Origin of the sequence: Citreicella sp. C3M06, from assembly GCF_018860705.1 — a bacterium.
Lineage (GTDB): Bacteria > Pseudomonadota > Alphaproteobacteria > Rhodobacterales > Rhodobacteraceae > Salipiger.
This window is the reverse complement of record NZ_JAHKQA010000042.1, coordinates 63,818-79,555: the sequence shown is the minus strand read 5'-3', so window position 1 is coordinate 79,555 and position 15,738 is coordinate 63,818. Positions and strand designations below refer to the sequence as shown.

The 15,738-nt window shown below is 64.5% G+C and carries 17 protein-coding genes; 2 read left to right on the top strand and 15 right to left on the bottom strand.

Annotated elements, in window-relative coordinates; all coding sequences use genetic code 11:
* Positions 1–26: 26 nt before the first annotated feature.
* The 12 genes from KO516_RS09665 to KO516_RS09610 all read right to left on the bottom strand — a co-directional run bounded on the left by KO516_RS09665 (position 27) and on the right by KO516_RS09610 (position 12,074).
* Entirely contained in the window at positions 27–1,697 is a 1,671-nt protein-coding gene (locus KO516_RS09665) for an amidohydrolase (RefSeq protein WP_252737509.1), read from the bottom strand.
* Positions 1,698–1,768: 71 nt separating this feature from the next.
* On the bottom strand, positions 1,769–2,791 hold the full coding sequence (locus KO516_RS09660; protein ID WP_216003583.1) for an extracellular solute-binding protein: 1,023 nt from the start codon (positions 2,789–2,791) through the stop codon (positions 1,769–1,771).
* A gap of 44 nt (positions 2,792–2,835) precedes the next feature.
* The gene (locus tag KO516_RS09655; RefSeq protein WP_216003582.1) at positions 2,836–3,639 is read right to left on the bottom strand and encodes an ABC transporter permease; all 804 of its coding nucleotides are present in this window, start codon (positions 3,637–3,639) and stop codon (positions 2,836–2,838) included.
* Entirely contained in the window at positions 3,632–4,549 is a 918-nt protein-coding gene (locus KO516_RS09650; protein ID WP_216003581.1) for an ABC transporter permease, read from the bottom strand. The genes KO516_RS09655 and KO516_RS09650 overlap by 8 nt, the downstream gene beginning before the upstream one ends.
* 3 nt (positions 4,550–4,552) lie before the next feature.
* Positions 4,553–5,653 (bottom strand): ABC transporter ATP-binding protein, encoded by a 1,101-nt coding sequence (locus KO516_RS09645; protein ID WP_252737508.1) that lies wholly within the window; start codon positions 5,651–5,653, stop codon positions 4,553–4,555.
* A gap of 134 nt (positions 5,654–5,787) precedes the next feature.
* Positions 5,788–6,309, bottom strand: a complete 522-nt coding sequence (locus tag KO516_RS09640) for a PQQ-dependent catabolism-associated CXXCW motif protein (protein ID WP_216003580.1) — start codon at positions 6,307–6,309, stop codon at positions 5,788–5,790.
* On the bottom strand, positions 6,306–7,172 hold the full coding sequence (locus KO516_RS09635) for a substrate-binding domain-containing protein (RefSeq protein ID WP_216003579.1): 867 nt from the start codon (positions 7,170–7,172) through the stop codon (positions 6,306–6,308). The genes KO516_RS09640 and KO516_RS09635 overlap by 4 nt, the downstream gene beginning before the upstream one ends.
* Positions 7,156–7,680, bottom strand: a complete 525-nt coding sequence (locus tag KO516_RS09630) for a c-type cytochrome, methanol metabolism-related (RefSeq protein ID WP_216003578.1) — start codon at positions 7,678–7,680, stop codon at positions 7,156–7,158. The genes KO516_RS09635 and KO516_RS09630 overlap by 17 nt, the downstream gene beginning before the upstream one ends.
* Positions 7,681–7,760: 80 nt before the next feature.
* Complete coding sequence (locus tag KO516_RS09625; protein ID WP_216003577.1) at positions 7,761–9,563, bottom strand: methanol/ethanol family PQQ-dependent dehydrogenase; 1,803 nt, start codon at positions 9,561–9,563, stop codon at positions 7,761–7,763.
* A gap of 150 nt (positions 9,564–9,713) precedes the next feature.
* Complete coding sequence (locus KO516_RS09620) at positions 9,714–10,094, bottom strand: cytochrome c family protein (RefSeq protein ID WP_216003576.1); 381 nt, start codon at positions 10,092–10,094, stop codon at positions 9,714–9,716.
* Positions 10,095–10,122: 28 nt separating this feature from the next.
* A complete protein-coding gene (gene fghA, locus KO516_RS09615) occupies positions 10,123–10,947 on the bottom strand; it encodes an S-formylglutathione hydrolase (protein WP_216003575.1) in 825 nt (274 codons plus the stop codon).
* Complete coding sequence (locus tag KO516_RS09610; protein WP_216003574.1) at positions 10,947–12,074, bottom strand: S-(hydroxymethyl)glutathione dehydrogenase/class III alcohol dehydrogenase; 1,128 nt, start codon at positions 12,072–12,074, stop codon at positions 10,947–10,949. Before KO516_RS09610 ends, fghA begins: the two co-directional genes overlap by 1 nt.
* A 157-nt stretch (positions 12,075–12,231) precedes the next feature.
* Between KO516_RS09610 and KO516_RS09605 the strand changes: the two genes are divergently transcribed.
* The gene (locus tag KO516_RS09605) at positions 12,232–12,849 is read left to right on the top strand and encodes a hypothetical protein (RefSeq protein ID WP_216003573.1); all 618 of its coding nucleotides are present in this window, start codon (positions 12,232–12,234) and stop codon (positions 12,847–12,849) included.
* On the opposite strand, the gene KO516_RS09600 is transcribed toward KO516_RS09605, so the two are convergent.
* On the bottom strand, positions 12,846–13,823 hold the full coding sequence (locus KO516_RS09600) for a quinoprotein relay system zinc metallohydrolase 2 (RefSeq protein WP_216003572.1): 978 nt from the start codon (positions 13,821–13,823) through the stop codon (positions 12,846–12,848). The two genes, KO516_RS09605 and KO516_RS09600, sit on opposite strands and share 4 nt — an antisense overlap.
* Before the next feature lie 106 nt (positions 13,824–13,929).
* Here KO516_RS09600 and KO516_RS09595 point away from each other — a divergent pair, with 106 nt between their 5' ends.
* Positions 13,930–14,730 (top strand): quinoprotein dehydrogenase-associated SoxYZ-like carrier, encoded by an 801-nt coding sequence (locus KO516_RS09595; RefSeq protein WP_216003571.1) that lies wholly within the window; start codon positions 13,930–13,932, stop codon positions 14,728–14,730.
* 6 nt (positions 14,731–14,736) lie between these two features.
* Here KO516_RS09595 and KO516_RS09590 read toward each other — a convergent pair whose 3' ends face one another.
* Both KO516_RS09590 and KO516_RS09585 read right to left on the bottom strand, forming a co-directional pair.
* Positions 14,737–15,084 (bottom strand): hypothetical protein, encoded by a 348-nt coding sequence (locus KO516_RS09590; protein ID WP_216003570.1) that lies wholly within the window; start codon positions 15,082–15,084, stop codon positions 14,737–14,739.
* A complete protein-coding gene (locus KO516_RS09585; protein WP_216003569.1) occupies positions 15,081–15,713 on the bottom strand; it encodes a hypothetical protein in 633 nt (210 codons plus the stop codon). The genes KO516_RS09590 and KO516_RS09585 overlap by 4 nt, the downstream gene beginning before the upstream one ends.
* Between the last annotated feature and the right edge of the window lie 25 nt (positions 15,714–15,738).

Below are 15,738 nucleotides of genomic sequence, written 5' to 3'. Positions count from 1 at the left end.
CGCGGGGGGCTGGCCCCCCTCTGCCATCAGGGCACGCGCGAAAACGTCACCACCCCGTCGCAGATCGTCAGAACCGGGCCGATGCTCTCGATTGCATCGGGCGCAACCGCTTCGATATCCCCGTCCAGCATCACCAGATCGGCCAGCATTCCCGGCCGCAACATCCCCTTCTCGGCCTCGCAGAATTCCACCCATGCCCCGGCGCGCGTATAGGCCTCCAGCGTCTCGTGCAGATTCAGCGCCTCGTCCTTGAGCCCCTCGGCCCAAGGCTTGCGGCAGACCGCGCATTTCACCGTCAGCATCGGCGCGAGCGGCACCACCGGCCAATCGGTGGAATAAACCACCCGCGCGCCGCTCTCCTTCAGCGAGCGCACCGGAAAACCGCCCGGCCAGCGTTCGCACCCAATCCGCGACAGGTACAGATCGGAGCCGAACAGCCCCGCCCCCGGAACGTGGACGGGCTGCATCGAAGCCACCACCCCAAGCGCTGCGAACCGCGGCAGATCCGCGGGGTGCAGCACCTCGATATGCTCGATGCGGTGGCGGCTGTCGCGCCGCCCGTTCACGCAAGCCGCGTTCTCATAGGCATCCAGAACCATGCGGATGCCGCCATCACCGATGGCATGGATCGCCACCTGAAAACCCAGCCGGTCGGCCTCGGCCACCGCCGCGTTCAGCGCCTCTTGGCTGAACAGCGGATCACCGTTTTCTTCCGGCGCATCACCATACCCGCCAAGGAACACCGCCGTGCCGCTTTCGGTCACGCCGTCGATGAACATCTTGACGAAATCCGAACGCAGCTTCGAGCCGGTGAACCGTTCACGCCAGCGCGCCGCGCGGCTGGTGAATTCGCTCAACTCGTTGAAATTCTTGCAATGGAACGGCACGCGAACCCGCACCGGCAAGCCGATCTCGCGGTCGATCTCTTCAAGAAGCTCCAGCGTGTAAAGGTTCCCGTCCATGTTCTGGATCGAGGTCACGCCGTTCTGCGCACAATAGGCCAGCCCGCGCCTGAGGATCTCGCGATCGCTCGCCCGTTCGGCCTCCGTCACGCTTTCTGGATCGCCTCCCGTGGCCATGCCCAGCCCCTCGCGCCAGCCAGTTGCCGAGAGCGAGCGTACCGGCGCCATCGCATCGGCCTCGCGCAGCTCGCCGGTGGCCAGCCCGTCCTCGCCCATGACGATTTCGTTGCCCACGGGCAGCGCACGCCCATGCAGAATGCCCCCCGCCTTCAGCGCCGCCGTGTTGCACCACGAGGTATGGTTGTCAAAGGCGGTCATCACGAAGGGTCGGTCCGGCAGGATCTCATCGAGCACGTGCCGGGTGATCGCCACCCCCTCGCCCAGAATCGAATAATCGGTAAACTCGGCGCAGAGCAGGAATTCGTCCGGGTGCTCGGCGGCATAGCTGCGCACCGCATCGCGCAGCTCATCGACGCCCTTGACATGGGTCAGGTCCAGATGCGCCAAACCGACCGCGCCGATGAAAAGATGCAGATGGCTGTCGTTGAACCCCGGCAGCACCGTGCAACCCTGTGCGTCGATGATCCTGGTGCCCGCGCTCGCCAGTGACAGCAGGTCTTCGCCGCCCACCGCCAGAACGGTGTTGCCCGCCAACGCCACCGCGCTGGCGCGGGGGCAGTCGTCGTCCATGGTCAAGACAGAGGCATTGTGAATCAGGATCGAAGGCACGCTCATCAAGATCTCTTTCGTCTAGGCAAAACGGGCCGCCCGACAAGGCGACCCGCGATCAGGGCAGCAAGGCCGCCTTACTTCATCAGTTCGGTCCAGATCCTTGTGTAAAGCTGGTTCACCTCGGGCGCGCAGGGCGGCACGAAATGGCCAGCAGCCTTCAGCTCGGCGGGAATGACGATCTCGGGCGCCTCACCCATGTCCTCGGGCATGAACGCCTCGGAGCCCATGATACCGTTGGCATAGCGCGCGAAAGACGACAGCATCGCGGCGTTCTCCGGCTCCATGATGAAGTTCAGGAACAGCTTGGCGTTCTCGACATTGGTGGCATCGGCAAGGATGGCGGCGTTGTCCATCCACACCGGGTAGCCCTCGGCCGGGTAGCCATAGGCGATGTCGGCGTTCTTGGCCCGCGCACGGAAGGAGGCGCCGTTCCAGTTCACCCCGGCGGCGATGTCGCCAGCCGCGTAATTGTCGATGTTGCCGTAATCCATCGACAGCCATTTGGGCTTGGCCGCGACCAGCTTGTCACGCACCTGCTTGAGAACCGTCAGATCCTCGGTGCAGGCCTCGCCGCCGACGTTGTAGATCGTCATCGACATCACGTCCGACATTTCCGGCACGACGTTGATCTTGCCGACCAGTTCCTCGGGCGGATCAAGGAAGATGTCGCTGGTGTTGATATCGCCATCATAGACCGAAGTATTGACGGTGATGCCCGTCGTGCCCCATTGCCATGGCACCGAATAATGCCGGCCCGGATCGAATGCGACATCGACCCATTGCGGATCGACGTTCTTGAAATTCTCCATCTGGTCGGGGCGGCTTTCCATCAGCAGCCCTTCGCCGATGAAGATCTGCATGGCGCTGGAGGTCGGCACGACGATATCGAACCCGTGCCCGCCCTGACGCACCTTGGCCAGCGCGGTGTCGTTGCTGTCATAGTCGGTGATGGTCACCTTGACGTCGAATTCCTTTTCGAACTTCTCGATCAGCTCGGGGCTGGTGTAGTTGCCCCAGTTGAAGATGTTGAGCTCGCCCTCGGCATGGGCGGCGCTTGCCACGGCCAGCGCGGCGGTGGTGAACAGCAGTTTTTTCATGTTGGTTCTCCATGTTGGGATCGCGGGCGTCTGTGCGCCCGTCTTCAGGTCTTCTTGCGGTTGCTCAGCAGGTAGAACAGCACGATCAGCACGATGGACAGCATCAGGAAGGCTGTCGAGATGGCGTTGATCTCGGGGGTAATGTTGCGGCGCAACTGGCCGAGCATATAGGTAGGCAGCGTGTCCTGCCCGGCGGATTTGACGAATTCGGTGATCACCACATCGTCCAGAGAGATGACAAATCCCAGCATGAACCCCGCGATGATCCCCGGCAGCAGCAACGGCAAGGTGACATGGGCAAAGGCCTGCCAGCGGCTGGCGTAAAGATCGGCCGCGGCGGCCTCCAGCGTCGTGTCCATCCCCGACAGCCGCGCCCGGATCGGCATATAGGCGAAGGGCACGCAAAACGCCGCGTGGCTGAGGATCAGGTAGCCCAGCCCGGTGTAACCGGTCCAGACCTTGAGCTTGCTGACAAGGATCAGCAGAGCCACGGCGGTGACGATCTCGGGCACCATCAGCGGCACGGTGAACAGCATGATCTTGGCATCGCGGCCCCGGTAGCGGTGGGTGCGCGTGGTCGCCACCGCCGCCAGCGTCGCCACGAATGTCGCCAGCCCCGCCGCCGCCACCGCCACCTGCAACGAGCGGATCGAGGCGTCGATCACCTGCTCGTTCTGCGCGGCGGCGACGAACCAGCGCAGGCTCAGCCCCTGCATCACCGCGATAGAGTCGCCCGCGTTGAACGCAAACACCACCAGCACCGCAATCGGCAGGTACAGCGCCGCAAAGCACAGCAGGGCCATGATGCCAAAGCCCGGCAGCGAGCGCGTGTCGAAACCCTTACGCATTGTCGCCCCCGCTGCGGTCGTTCTTTTGAAAGATCACAAGGCCGATCATCACCAGCGCCACCAGCGCGATCGACAACGCCGCCCCCAGCGGCCAGTTGCGGCCCGCGCCGAATTGCAGCTCGATCAGGTTGCCGATCATCAGGTTGGTGCCACCGCCGAGCACGCGCGGGATGACATAGCTGCCAAGGCAGGGGATAAAGACCAGCGTACAGCCCGCGATCATCCCCGGTTTCACCAGCGGGATCAGCACCCCGGTCAGCGCCTTGCGGCGGCTGGCATAAAGATCATAGGCCGCCTCCATCAGGCGGAAGTCGAATTTCTCCATGGTGGAGTACAGCGGCAGCACCATCAGCGGCAGGTAGACATAGGTCATCCCCGTCAGGATGGCGAAATCCGAATAGAGCAGCTGCACCGGCGTGTCGGTCAGCCGCAGCTTCATCAGCACCACGTTGACCAGCCCTTCGGCGCGCAGCAGTTGCTGAATGGCAAAGGTGCGGATCAACAGGTTGGTCCAGAACGGCACGGTGATCAGCAACAGCAGCAGCCCGCGCGCCTTTGGCCCCCGGCTGGCCATGTAATAGGCTGTCGGAAAGCCGACGATCAGACACAGCAGCGTGGTGATCCCCGACAGCTTGACGCTGCGCCACAGGATCGTCAGATGCGCATCGGCGATGGACACGGTGTCGTCGAAGATATCCCGTTCGAACAGGACGTTGAACCAGCCCTCCCCCGAGAACTTCCAGACCACGTCGCCATAGGGCCCGGCCTCGAGAAAGGAATAGACCACCACGATCAGCAGCGGCCCGACCCCGCCAAGGATCACCACGAGCATCGCGGGCAGGCTCAGCCACCAGCGCCGCCGCACATCGGCGCGGCGCAGCGAGACTTCCAGATCGGTAAGGCTCTGCATGGCTCAGTCCCTCAGCACGCGGGTGGCCGACGGGGCCAGCGCAACGCCAACCGTCTCGCCCTGCTGCGGCAGCGCCCTGCCATCGGCGGCGTTCTGGCGGCGCAGCACCAGCGGCGCACCGCCCGGCAGGCGCAGGTGGAAATGCGTGTCGGTGCCGAAATACACCACCTGTTCGATGAACCCGCTCAGCGGTGCCTCCGGCCCGGCAAGGGTGCAATGTTCGGGGCGCACCGCCAGCGTCACCTCGCTGCCCGCGCTGACGGCATGGGGGCATTGCGCCTCGATGGTCACGCCGCCGGGCAGCACGACATGGGCGCAATCGCCGTCCTGCCGGATGACCTTCCCGGTCAGCAGGTTGGTTTCACCGATGAAATCCGCCACGAAGCGGTCGACCGGGTGGTTGTAGATCTCGTGCGGGCTGCCGACCTGCCGCAGCGCGCCGTTCGACAGCACGGCGATGCGGTCGGACATGGTCAGGGCTTCTTCCTGATCGTGGGTGACAAAGACAAAAGTGATGCCGGTCTCGCGCTGCATCCGCTTCAGTTCGATCTGCATGGTCTTACGCAGCTTCTGATCCAACGCCGACAGCGGCTCGTCCAGCAGCAGCACCTTGGGGCGCGGTGCCAGCGCCCGCGCCAGTGCGACGCGCTGCTGCTGCCCGCCCGACAGCTGCGTCACCAGCTGATCGCCCCGGCCCGACAGCTGCACCAGCGCCAGCATGTCTTCGACGGTATCGCGGATCTCGGGGCGCGGCCTGCCCAGCATCTTTAGCGCAAAGCCGATGTTCTGCGCCACGCTCAGATGCGGAAAAAGTGCGTAATTCTGGAACACCGTGTTGACCGGGCGCTGGTTCGGCCCAAGCCGCGAAATGTCGCGCCCATCAAGCAGGATCTCGCCGCTGCTCGGGGTCTCGAACCCGGCGAGCATCCGCAGGATCGTGGTCTTGCCGCAGCCCGATGGGCCAAGCAACGTGAAGAACTCGTTCTGCCGGATCGTCAGGTCTATGCCCTCGATCGCCTTGAAAGTGCCGAAGAATTTCGCCACGCCGGCCAGCGTGACCGCGCTCAAAACCTTGCTTTCGCCCATATCGCTAGAGTCGCGCATCCGGCGGGATCCTTTCAACTGCTCCGGGACAGATGACAAAAGATTTCATGTGCTCGGTAAAGCCCCTATCCGAATAATTTGATCAAAAAAATCCATTGCCCGGAAAGCCGCCCAGCGAATGGGCGGACCCAGCGTCAGCCCGGATGCCAGGGGTGCAGCTGTTCGGTGGGGTAATCCTCGGCGCTCCAGCCATCGGTGCCGGTCGGCATCCATGCCACGGCGGAATAGCCATAGCCAAGCGCCCGCTTCGCGGCGTTCCAGCTCATCCAGCAGTCATCAAGGCAAAAGATCACCAACTGGCGGGCGCGATCGCCGCCGGTGGCGTGGTCAAGCCCGGCGCGGAAATAGGCGTCGGTGACCTCGGCGATCTCGCCATAACCGACGTTGGGCAGCCATGTCGCGCCGGGAATCGACTGGCGCGGCTCTTCACGCCAGATCGTGCCCTCGGGCAGGGTGTCGGGCTTTGGCGGGCGCGGCAGCACGTCGATGAACGCGGCGCCCTGTTGCCAGAGCGCGTGGGCGTCCTGAGCGCTGACCACCGTCGCGCCAGACAGGGTTTCGGGCACCGGGGCGCGATACTGTGCCATGCGAAAGCCGTCCGGCTCTTGCGCCACGGCCAGCGCCGGCAGCAACATCAGCGCCAACGCCAGCCTCATTGGCCCAGCTCGATCATCTTGTCGCCCATGTCGGAGACCAGAGGCACCCCGGCCTCGGCAAGAATGGCGTCGATTTCGCCCTGATGGCGCCGGATCAGCGAGTTGAGCTTGCGCTGCCAGACCTTTTCGCCCTGCCGCACGCCCATGGTGATGCGGTAGAACAGCTTGGGGAAATGATCCTCGCGCAACAGCGGGATCACCGCCACATCCATGCCGCGCCGCTTGACCAGCGGCCCGGCAATCGGCCCCCACATCACCGCGGCGTCGATGCGGCCCGCCGCCAGATCATCAAGCATCTGCCCGGACGGCGAGTCATGGCGCCGGTCGACGACCAGCTGATAGGGCTTCGCCTTGCCGATCAGCCCGTTTCGCGCCAGATGGTTCGCAGGCGGAGACCCGGCGATGACCCCGATGCGATGCCCCTGCAACGCCGGATCATCGAGCTTGCGCACCACCGCCAGATCGCCTCCCGCGGGCACGATCAGCACAAAGGCCGAGGTCATGTAATGGTTCGAATTCAGCACCAGTTCGTGGCCCTGCGCATAGCCCATCACCACGTCGCACTTGCCCGCCTTGAGCGTGTTGCGGATGAACCCGGTGGCCATCGGATACCATTCATATGTGACCGGCAGATCCAGCTTCGATGCGATCAGCTCGGCAAGACGGTTCTCATAGCCCGATCCATCCTGCATCGACATCGGATCATTGGCCGGATCGGCGCAAACCCGCAACGCCGTGCGCGAGACAAGGTCCGAGGTCTGCGCCCCGCCCGGCGCGCCATGGCAGGCCAGCAGAGCCGTCAGCGCCAGCACCAAGCGCCGCTGTCGGCAGGCCGAACGCAGGCCCTCAGCCCATGCAGGCATTTTCGGTCTCGGCATAGACGTCGGACTTGGCTTCCTTCTTGGCGGGGCGGCCACGGTCGATCGCGCCAGAACCATGCGCCTTGAGATAGGTGTAGATGTCATCGAGGTAGCACATCACGTTCGGGTTGACCCCGAAGGCGGGCATCACCGAATTTTCCGCCGCGCCGACTTTGCGCCGCCCATTGGTCACCACGTCGAGAAAATCGTAGTAATCCATCTCGACGGCGGACTCCTTCAGCGCCGGAGCATAGGTCGACCCCTCGCCGTCGGGGCCGTGGCAGACATGGCATTCGGCGTGATAACGGCGGAAGCCGGAAAAGGTCGGCCAGTCGACCGTGCCGTCTTCGGCGACGTTGAAGGTGGGCACGCCATCTTCGGTGAAATAGCGGCCATCCTCTTGGTAATCCACCTTGATGTTGGGATCGTCCATCGAGACGCCCTCGGCGGCGGACAGGGCAGAGCCAGCCACAAGGGCGGCTGCCGCGATCAGGATGTGGGGTCGGGTCATGGTGTCAGCTGTCCTGCGAATATCATGAAGGGTGAACCGGCGGGGTCATGTGCCCCGCCGGTCCGGCTGATGGCTGCGGATCAGTCGGGCAGGGTAAAGACCGTCAGCTGGCCGCCAAGCGCGGTGTAATCCGACAGGGCCGAATAGCCGCCCACGGCGCCAAGACCGTCGTTCGGATTGGTCAGACCGGCGGCAAGCCCAATGCCCGCCCAGCCGCCAACCCCCGAGAGCACGGCGATGTATTGCTTGCCGTCCTGTTCGTAGCTCATCACGTTGCCGATGATGCCCGACGGGGTCTTGAAGCGGTAAAGCTCCTCGCCGGTCTCGGCCGAGATCGCCTTGAGGTAGCCTTCGAGCGTGCCGTAGAACACCACGTCGCCCGCGGTGGCCAGCGGGCCGGACCAGACCGAGAACTGCTCGGGCAGCGACCACTTGATCTCGCCCGCGATGTTGTCCCACGCGATGAAGTTGCCCATGCCGCCATGGCTGTCCGGCGCCGGGTACATGGCAAGGGTTGCGCCCACATAGGGCTGGCCCGCCGTATAGCTGACCCGGAACGGTTCATAATCCATGCAGACATGGTTGGTCGGCACGTAGAACAGTTCGGTCTTGGGCGAATAGGCCGCCGGCTGCTGGTCCTTGGACCCGAGCGCCGCCGGGCAGATGCCGGTGGAGTTGACGTCTTCGCCGTTCTGCGCGGTCGAGTATTCCGCCACCACGGTCGGGCGACCGTAGGTTTCGGACTCCGGGTCCATGTCGACGCCGCTGGTCCAGTTCACCGCCGGATCGAACTTTTCGGCCACCAGCAATTCGCCGGTGATCCGGTCCAGCGTATAGCCAAGCCCGTTGCGGTCGAAATGGGTGAGCAGCTTGCGCTCGGTGCCGTCGATGGTCTGATCGGTGAGGATCATCTCGTTGACGCCGTCATAATCCCACTCGTCATGCGGGGTCATCTGATAGACCCACTTGGCCATGCCATCGTCGGGGTCGCGGGCCATGATGGTCATCGACCAGCGGTTGTCGCCCGGGCGCTGCGCCGGGTTCCATGTCGATGGGTTGCCGGTGCCGTAATAGATCAGGTCGGCCTCGGCATCATAGGAATACCAGCCCCATGTGGTGCCGCCGCCGATCATCCACTGATCGCCTTCCCATGTGTTGGTGCCGCTGTCGGCCCCCACCGGCTTGCCAAGATGCGTGGTGTTTTCAGGATCCATCAGGATGTCGGAATCCGGCCCCATGGAATAGGCGCGCCATTCCTGTTCGCCGGTTTCCATATTGTAGGCGGTCACATGGCCGCGCACCCCGAATTCACCGCCCGAGATGCCGACGATGATCTTGTCCTTGACCGGCAGCACGGTGGCGGTGTTGGTCTCGCCCTTGGACGGATCGCCATTGACCACGTCCCACAGCACTTCGCCGCTGTCGGCATCCAGCGCCACGACCTTGGTGTCGGCCTGATGCAGGAAGATCTTGCCATCGGCATAGGCAACCCCGCGGTTTACCGTGTCACAGCACATCACCGGAATGACATCCGGATCCTGCTTGGGCGCGTATTTCCACTTGATCTTGCCATCCTCGTTCAGGTCCAGCGCGTAGACCGTGTTGGGGAATGGCGTGTGCACATACATCATGTCGCCGATCACCAGCGGCGAGCCCTCGTGACCACGCAGCACACCGGTCGAGAAGGTCCACGCGACCTGAAGGTCGCCCACGTTGTCGGCGGTGATCTGGTTGAGCTCGGAATAGCGCTGGTTGGCGTAATCGCCGGTCTGGATCGCCCATTGCGCCGGATTGTCGATCTGCGTCTGCAGATCTTGGTTGGCAAATGCCATCGAGGCGGCGCACAGCGCCAGCCCCGACGTCAGAAGCGTCAGGTTCTTCATGTCCTTCTCCCTTGGTCAAGCGGCGACAGCGTCGCCTCGCTTATGCCGCCCACCCATCGCATCGGGTCGAACGGTACATCCGGATACGGCGCCTCTTCTCCTCCCGCCGTATCCGGAATTTCGCTGTGCAGGGCCCTGCCCTGCGGCCCCTCACGGATGTGTCGCGAGAAACGCGATCACATCGGCGCGCTCCTGTTCCTTGCGCAGCCCGGCAAAGGACATCTTGGTGCCCTTGGCGTAATCCCGCGGCTTTTCAAGGAAATGGCCGAGTTCCTCGGGCGTCCATGTGCCGCCCTCGGCGGCCAGATCCATAAGCACGTCGGAATAGGCGAACCCCTCCTGAGAGGCGATCGCGCGCCCCACGATGCCGTTCAGGATCGGCCCGGTCTTGGTCTTGGCATCCTCTCCAACCGCGTGGCAGGCCATGCATTTTCGGAACACCTTCTCGCCCTTGGCGGCATCGCCTTCGGCGATGGCCACACTGGCGCTCAGAAGGGTCAGGCAGGCCGTGGCGAGCAGTTTGTCGAGCATATGGGTCTCCTCCCTTTCAGGGTCTTCTTTATTTCAGCCGCGCCGCGTGCCAGGCCACGTGATCGCCGGCAAAGCTGTTCACGAAGAAATACGAGTGATCGTAGCCTTCCTGCATCCGGAACGTGCCCGGCTGGCGCTTTGCCGCCATCGCCTTTGCAAGGCTTTCGGGCTTGAGCAGATCAAGGAACTGGTCCGATGCGCCCTGATCGATCAGCAGGTCCCCCTTCCAGCCGCGCTCCTCCAGCAGCAGCGTGGAATCGTGACCGGCCCAGCAGCCCTCGTCATCGCCAAGATAGGCGCTGAACTGCTTGCGCCCCCAATCCGACGCGGTCGGGTTGGCGATGGGCGCAAAGGCCGACAGGCTGTCGAACATCTCGGGGTTGCGCATGGCAATGGTCAGCGCCCCGTGCCCGCCCATGGAATGGCCGGTGATGCCATGGGCAGCGCCAATGCCATCCATGCCCTCGACGATGCCGCGCAGCTCTTGGGTGATGTAATCATACATCCGGAAATGCGGCTTCCACGGATCGCGCCGGGCGTTGACGTAAAACCCCGCGCCCTGCCCCAGATCATAGGCATCGTCATTGGCCACCCCCTCGCCGCGCGGCGAGGTATCGGGGAACACCACGGCAAGGCCATGCCTTGCCGCGTGTTCCTGAAAGCCGCCCTTGGTCATGGCGTTTTCATGGGTGCAGGTCAGACCCGACAGGTACCACAGCACCGGCACCGGCCCCTTAGCGGCCTGCGGCGGCATGTAGACTGCGAAGGTCATGTCACAACCGCAGGTCTCGGAGGCGTGCTTGTACACGCCCTGCACGCCTCCGAAGCTTCTGTTTTCCGCGACGGTCTGCATCAGTATTCGACCACGGCCCGGATCGATTTGCCCTCATGCATGAGGTCGAACCCGTGATTGATCTCGTCCAGCGTCAGCTTGTGGGTGATCATGGAATCGATCTCGATCTTGCCGTCCATGTACCAGTCGACGAACTTGGGCACATCGGTGCGGCCCTTGGCGCCGCCGAACGCGGTGCCCTTCCAGACCCGGCCGGTGACCAGCTGGAACGGGCGGGTGGAAATCTCTGCCCCCGCCGGTGCCACCCCGATGATCACCGACACGCCCCAGCCGCGGTGCGAACATTCCAGCGCATCGCGCATCACCTTGACGTTGCCGGTGGCGTCAAAGGAATAATCCACGCCGCCGATCTGGTCCGCGCCCTTCTTGGTCAGATCGATGATCGCCTGAACCGTGCTGTCGACCTTGGACGGGTTGATGAAATGGGTCATGCCGAACTTGCGGCCCATCTCTTCCTTGCTGTCGTTCAGATCGACGCCGATGATCATGTCGGCCCCGGCCATGCGCAGGCCCTGAATGACGTTCAGACCGATGCCGCCAAGACCAAAGACCGCCGCCGTCGAGCCGATTTCGACGCCAGCGGTGTTGATCACCGCGCCGATGCCGGTGGTGACGCCGCAGCCGATGTAGCAGATCTTGTCGAAGGGCGCGTCCTCGCGCACCTTGGCCAGCGCGATTTCCGGCATCACCGTGTGGTTCGCAAAGGTCGAGCAGCCCATGTAATGATAGATCGGCGTGCCATCGAGCATCTTGAACCGGGTGGTGCCGTCGGGCATCAGGCCCTGGCCCTGGGTGTTGCGGATCGCGGTACACATGTTGGTCTTGCCCGACAGGCAGGAATAGCATTCGCGGCATTCCGGCGTGTAAAGCGGGATGACATGATCGCCCGGCTTGAGCGTGGTGACGCCCTCGCCCACTTCCATCACGATGCCCGCGCCTTCATGGCCAAGGATGCAGGGGAACAGGCCTTCGGGGTCGGCCCCCGAACGGGTGAATTCGTCGGTGTGGCACAGGCCGGTTGCCTTGATCTCCACAAGAACCTCTCCGGCCTTCGGGCCTTCGAGTTCGACTTCCATGATTTCGAGCGGTTTGCCGGCTTCCAGAGCCACGGCTGCACGGGTTCTCATGCAGACTCCCTTCAACTGAACATATCTGACGCGTTTCGGCGCTTGGCCGGAGTATGGGTGCGCGGTCGCATGCCGAACAATACATCCATAGGTGTGTATTTGCCGAAATGGACTTCGCGCCCACCCTGTCCCATAGTTCCAAAAGGGAGGAAAGTGCATGTATACACATAATTTCCGCATGCTGGCGCTATTGGTCACCGGTTGGGCAAACCCGGCGCTTGCGGCGGATTTCTCCGACCCGACATGGCCCTGCATTCAACGCAAGGTGGAAACGCTCTCGATGGGGCTGATGTGGCCCGCGGCCCTGCCCGAAACCACGCCCGATGCCGACAAGGCGGCAATCCACGAGCTGGCGGCAACGCTGGCGCTGCGCCGCGTCGATCTGGATGCGGCGCGCGCGGCCAGCCAAGGCTTCGCCAGCGACCATGGTCATGACATGGATCTGATGGGCGCGGTGTTTGCACAAACCTTCAACGCGCTGGCGCAGCGCCGCACCCGGATTATCAAGGGCATCGGCGAGGTCGCGCAAAGTCAGGAAAGGCTGTCGCAACGCATCGAGACAGCCCGCGCCGAAATGAACAGCATCATGGCCAGCGACACGCCCGATTACGACCGGGTCGATGCGCTCGAAGAGCAGGTGGATTGGGACAGCCGCATCTTCAACGACCGGCAAAAGACCATCACCTACCTGTGCGAAACCCCGACCCTGCTGGAAAAACGGCTCTACGCGCTGTCACAGATCCTGCAGGAGGCGGCCCGCCCCGACGGCGGCTAATCCCATTCCAGCTCGGAAAAGGCGGCGGTGACGTTGCGCCGGTTGAAGGCGTCGAACAGCTGCCACAGCGGTGCCTGCCCCGCCGCGACATGGCCCGCCGCCGCGCCGATGCGCTCGCCCGCGTCGATGGCGGCGCGAGTTTCCTCCGCCAGCACCCGCAGATACTCTGCCTGCGCAAAGCCGCCTTCGGGCCAGTCCAGCACCGGGCCGCCATGGCCCGGCACCAGCCGCGAGACCTCCAGCGTCGCCAATTCGGCCTGCACCGCCTGCCAGCCGGTCAGGCTGCCATCCAGCGCCGGGATATGCCTGTCGAACACGAGGTCTCCGGCAAAGAACGTGCCGCTCGCCTCGTCAAGCACCGTCAGATCGGTGCCGCTATGCGCCAGCGGCCATGCCCGCAGCAACAGGCGCCGCCCGCCAAGGTCGATGACACGGCTGTCCGCAACCTCGGCGGTGACCTCGGGCAGCGCCGTGCCAAGGCCCGCCGCCCCCATCAGCCGCGCCGCGCTTTGCAGATAGCTCGCGCCGCGATCCGCAAGCGCCCGCGCCAGCCCGGCCCGGCCCACCACCAGCGCGCCGTCGAACACCGTGGCCCCCAGCACGTGATCGGGGTGCACATGGGTCAGGATGACATGGCTGACCGGCAGGTCGGTTTGCGCCCGGATCGCCCGCCAGAGCGCCTCTCCCACCTGCGCCGAGCCGCCGCTGTCGATCACCGCCACCGAGCGCTGCCCCAGCACAAAGCCAAGGTTGGCGATATCCCCGGCGTTTTGCGCATCGGCCTCGGCCACCTGCCCGCGATGCACAAAAACACCGGGGGCGATCTCGCTGACCTCCAGCGCCGGGCCAAGCAGCACACAGCGCGCGCCTTGCGGCAGCGCAGCGCCGCAGGCCTCGGCCTCGAACCCGGGCAACAGCGCCTCGCGGCAAGGCGCGCCGGACAGCGCGCAAATGGTCAGGACGGCTTCGAACATGCGGCTTTATCGCGCCTTGGCGGGCAGCGCGCGATACCGACCATGCGCTCGGTATCGCGAGGCCGCGTTTCATGGCAGGCTAGACGGATCATGCGAGGAGGAGAGCATGGCCCCTACCCTGATCCCCGCCGCCCTGGCGGCCTGTCTGGCCTTTCCTGCGCTGGCCGCAGACACCGGCAACCCGCTGCAAGACAGCCCCACATGGGACTCGCTGCGCGGCGATATCATCGGCGATGCCCCCATCGCCGCCGCCGACGGGCGCTTCACCGTCGAGGCCCCCTACCGCGCCGAAGACGCCGCGACGGTGCCGATCCGCATCCGCGCCAGCAACGGCCCAGCCATCGACAGCCTGACGCTGGTGATCGATGAAAACCCCGCGCCGGTCGCCGGAACCTTCCGCTTTGGTCCGGCCATGGCCCCGCTGGATTTCGAACTACGCGTGCGGGTCAACCAATATTCCGATGTCCGCGTCATCGCGGGCTACGCCGACGGGCTGCGCATGGATGGACGTTTCGTCAAGGCGTCGGGCGGCTGTTCGGCCCCGGCTACCAAAGACCCGGCGCAGGCGCTTGCCGGGCTCGGCCAGATGAAGCTGCGGCTGTTTGCCGATGCGCCGCAGATTTCCGGTGCCCGGCGCGAAGCGCAGGTGATGATCCGCCACCCGAATTATTCCGGGCTGCAACAGGATCCACTCACCCACCTGTTCATCCCGGCGCATTTCCTCGACCACATCGAGGTCTGGCAAGGCGCAGAGCAGCTGTTCGCCATGGATGGCGGCATCTCGATCTCGGAAAACCCGGCCTTCCGCTTTGCCTATACCGACAACGGCGCGCCGGATCTCAGGGTGATCGCCACCGACACCGATGGCAACCGCTTCGAGCAGGTTCTGCAAAAGGCCGGCGGCTGAGCGCCCTCAGAAGAAACAGATCACCTCGGCCTCGGCCTGGGCACGGCGCAGCTCGGCGACAAGCGTGTTGGCAGCGACCGCGCTGTTGAAAATCGCCATGCGCTCACCGCCGGTCAGCCGCATCGACAGCACGGTCTCGGCCTCGACATAGGCATCATAGGGCAGGATCGCCGCAATCTCGTCGATCGAACAGGCGCATCGCCGCAGGCTGTCGCGGCTCTGCCCGTTCGCGGCCATGCAGCCGAAAACGTAATCCGCCCGCGCCTCGGTGGGGTAATCGTTCAGCCGCTCGGCGACGCTCTGCGCCCCGGCGGCGCAAGGCAGCGCCAGCAGCAAGACCAGCGCCCGGATCATTGCGCCCCCTCGAAACGCAGCTCCGACAGGTAGCCCGCCTCGCCCGGCGCCTCGGCCACAAGGCTCAGATACCAGCCCGGCACCTTGCCTGACATGGTCACCCGCAGCTCAAGATCGCCAAACCCCCGCATCCGCGCCCGGTTGGGATCGCTCTCGAAGGGCCGCAGCGTCACCGTCTGCACCGGCACCGTCTCACCATTCACCTCGGCCTCGCCGCTCACCACCTCGGCCGGGCGGGTCAGCGCCTCCTTCACCCGGTTGCGAATGTAGAACGGCGAGCCGCCCGCCGTCTCGGCCATGTCCCGCACCACGCTTTCATAAAAATACATGATCATCGGGTTGCCAACGCTGGCCGGAAACGTGCCAAGCCCACGATGCCTGCCATCCTGCTCGAACCGAAGGTTCGCCATCGCCGCATCGAACGAGATCTCGACAGTGCCGGTATCGCGCGCCGCCGCCTCGGGATTGGCGGCATTGCTGACGGCGCGGCTATAGCGCAGCACCTCGTCGGCGCCGATCTCATCCAGCGTGCCCTCGCGGAACAGCAGATCATAGGTCTCGCTCACAGCCGCCGCCGCCGGCCCGGCAAGACAGGCCAATGCGGCCAGCACCATCAAACTCTTGCGCATGGTCATAATCCTCCCTGCCGCGCAG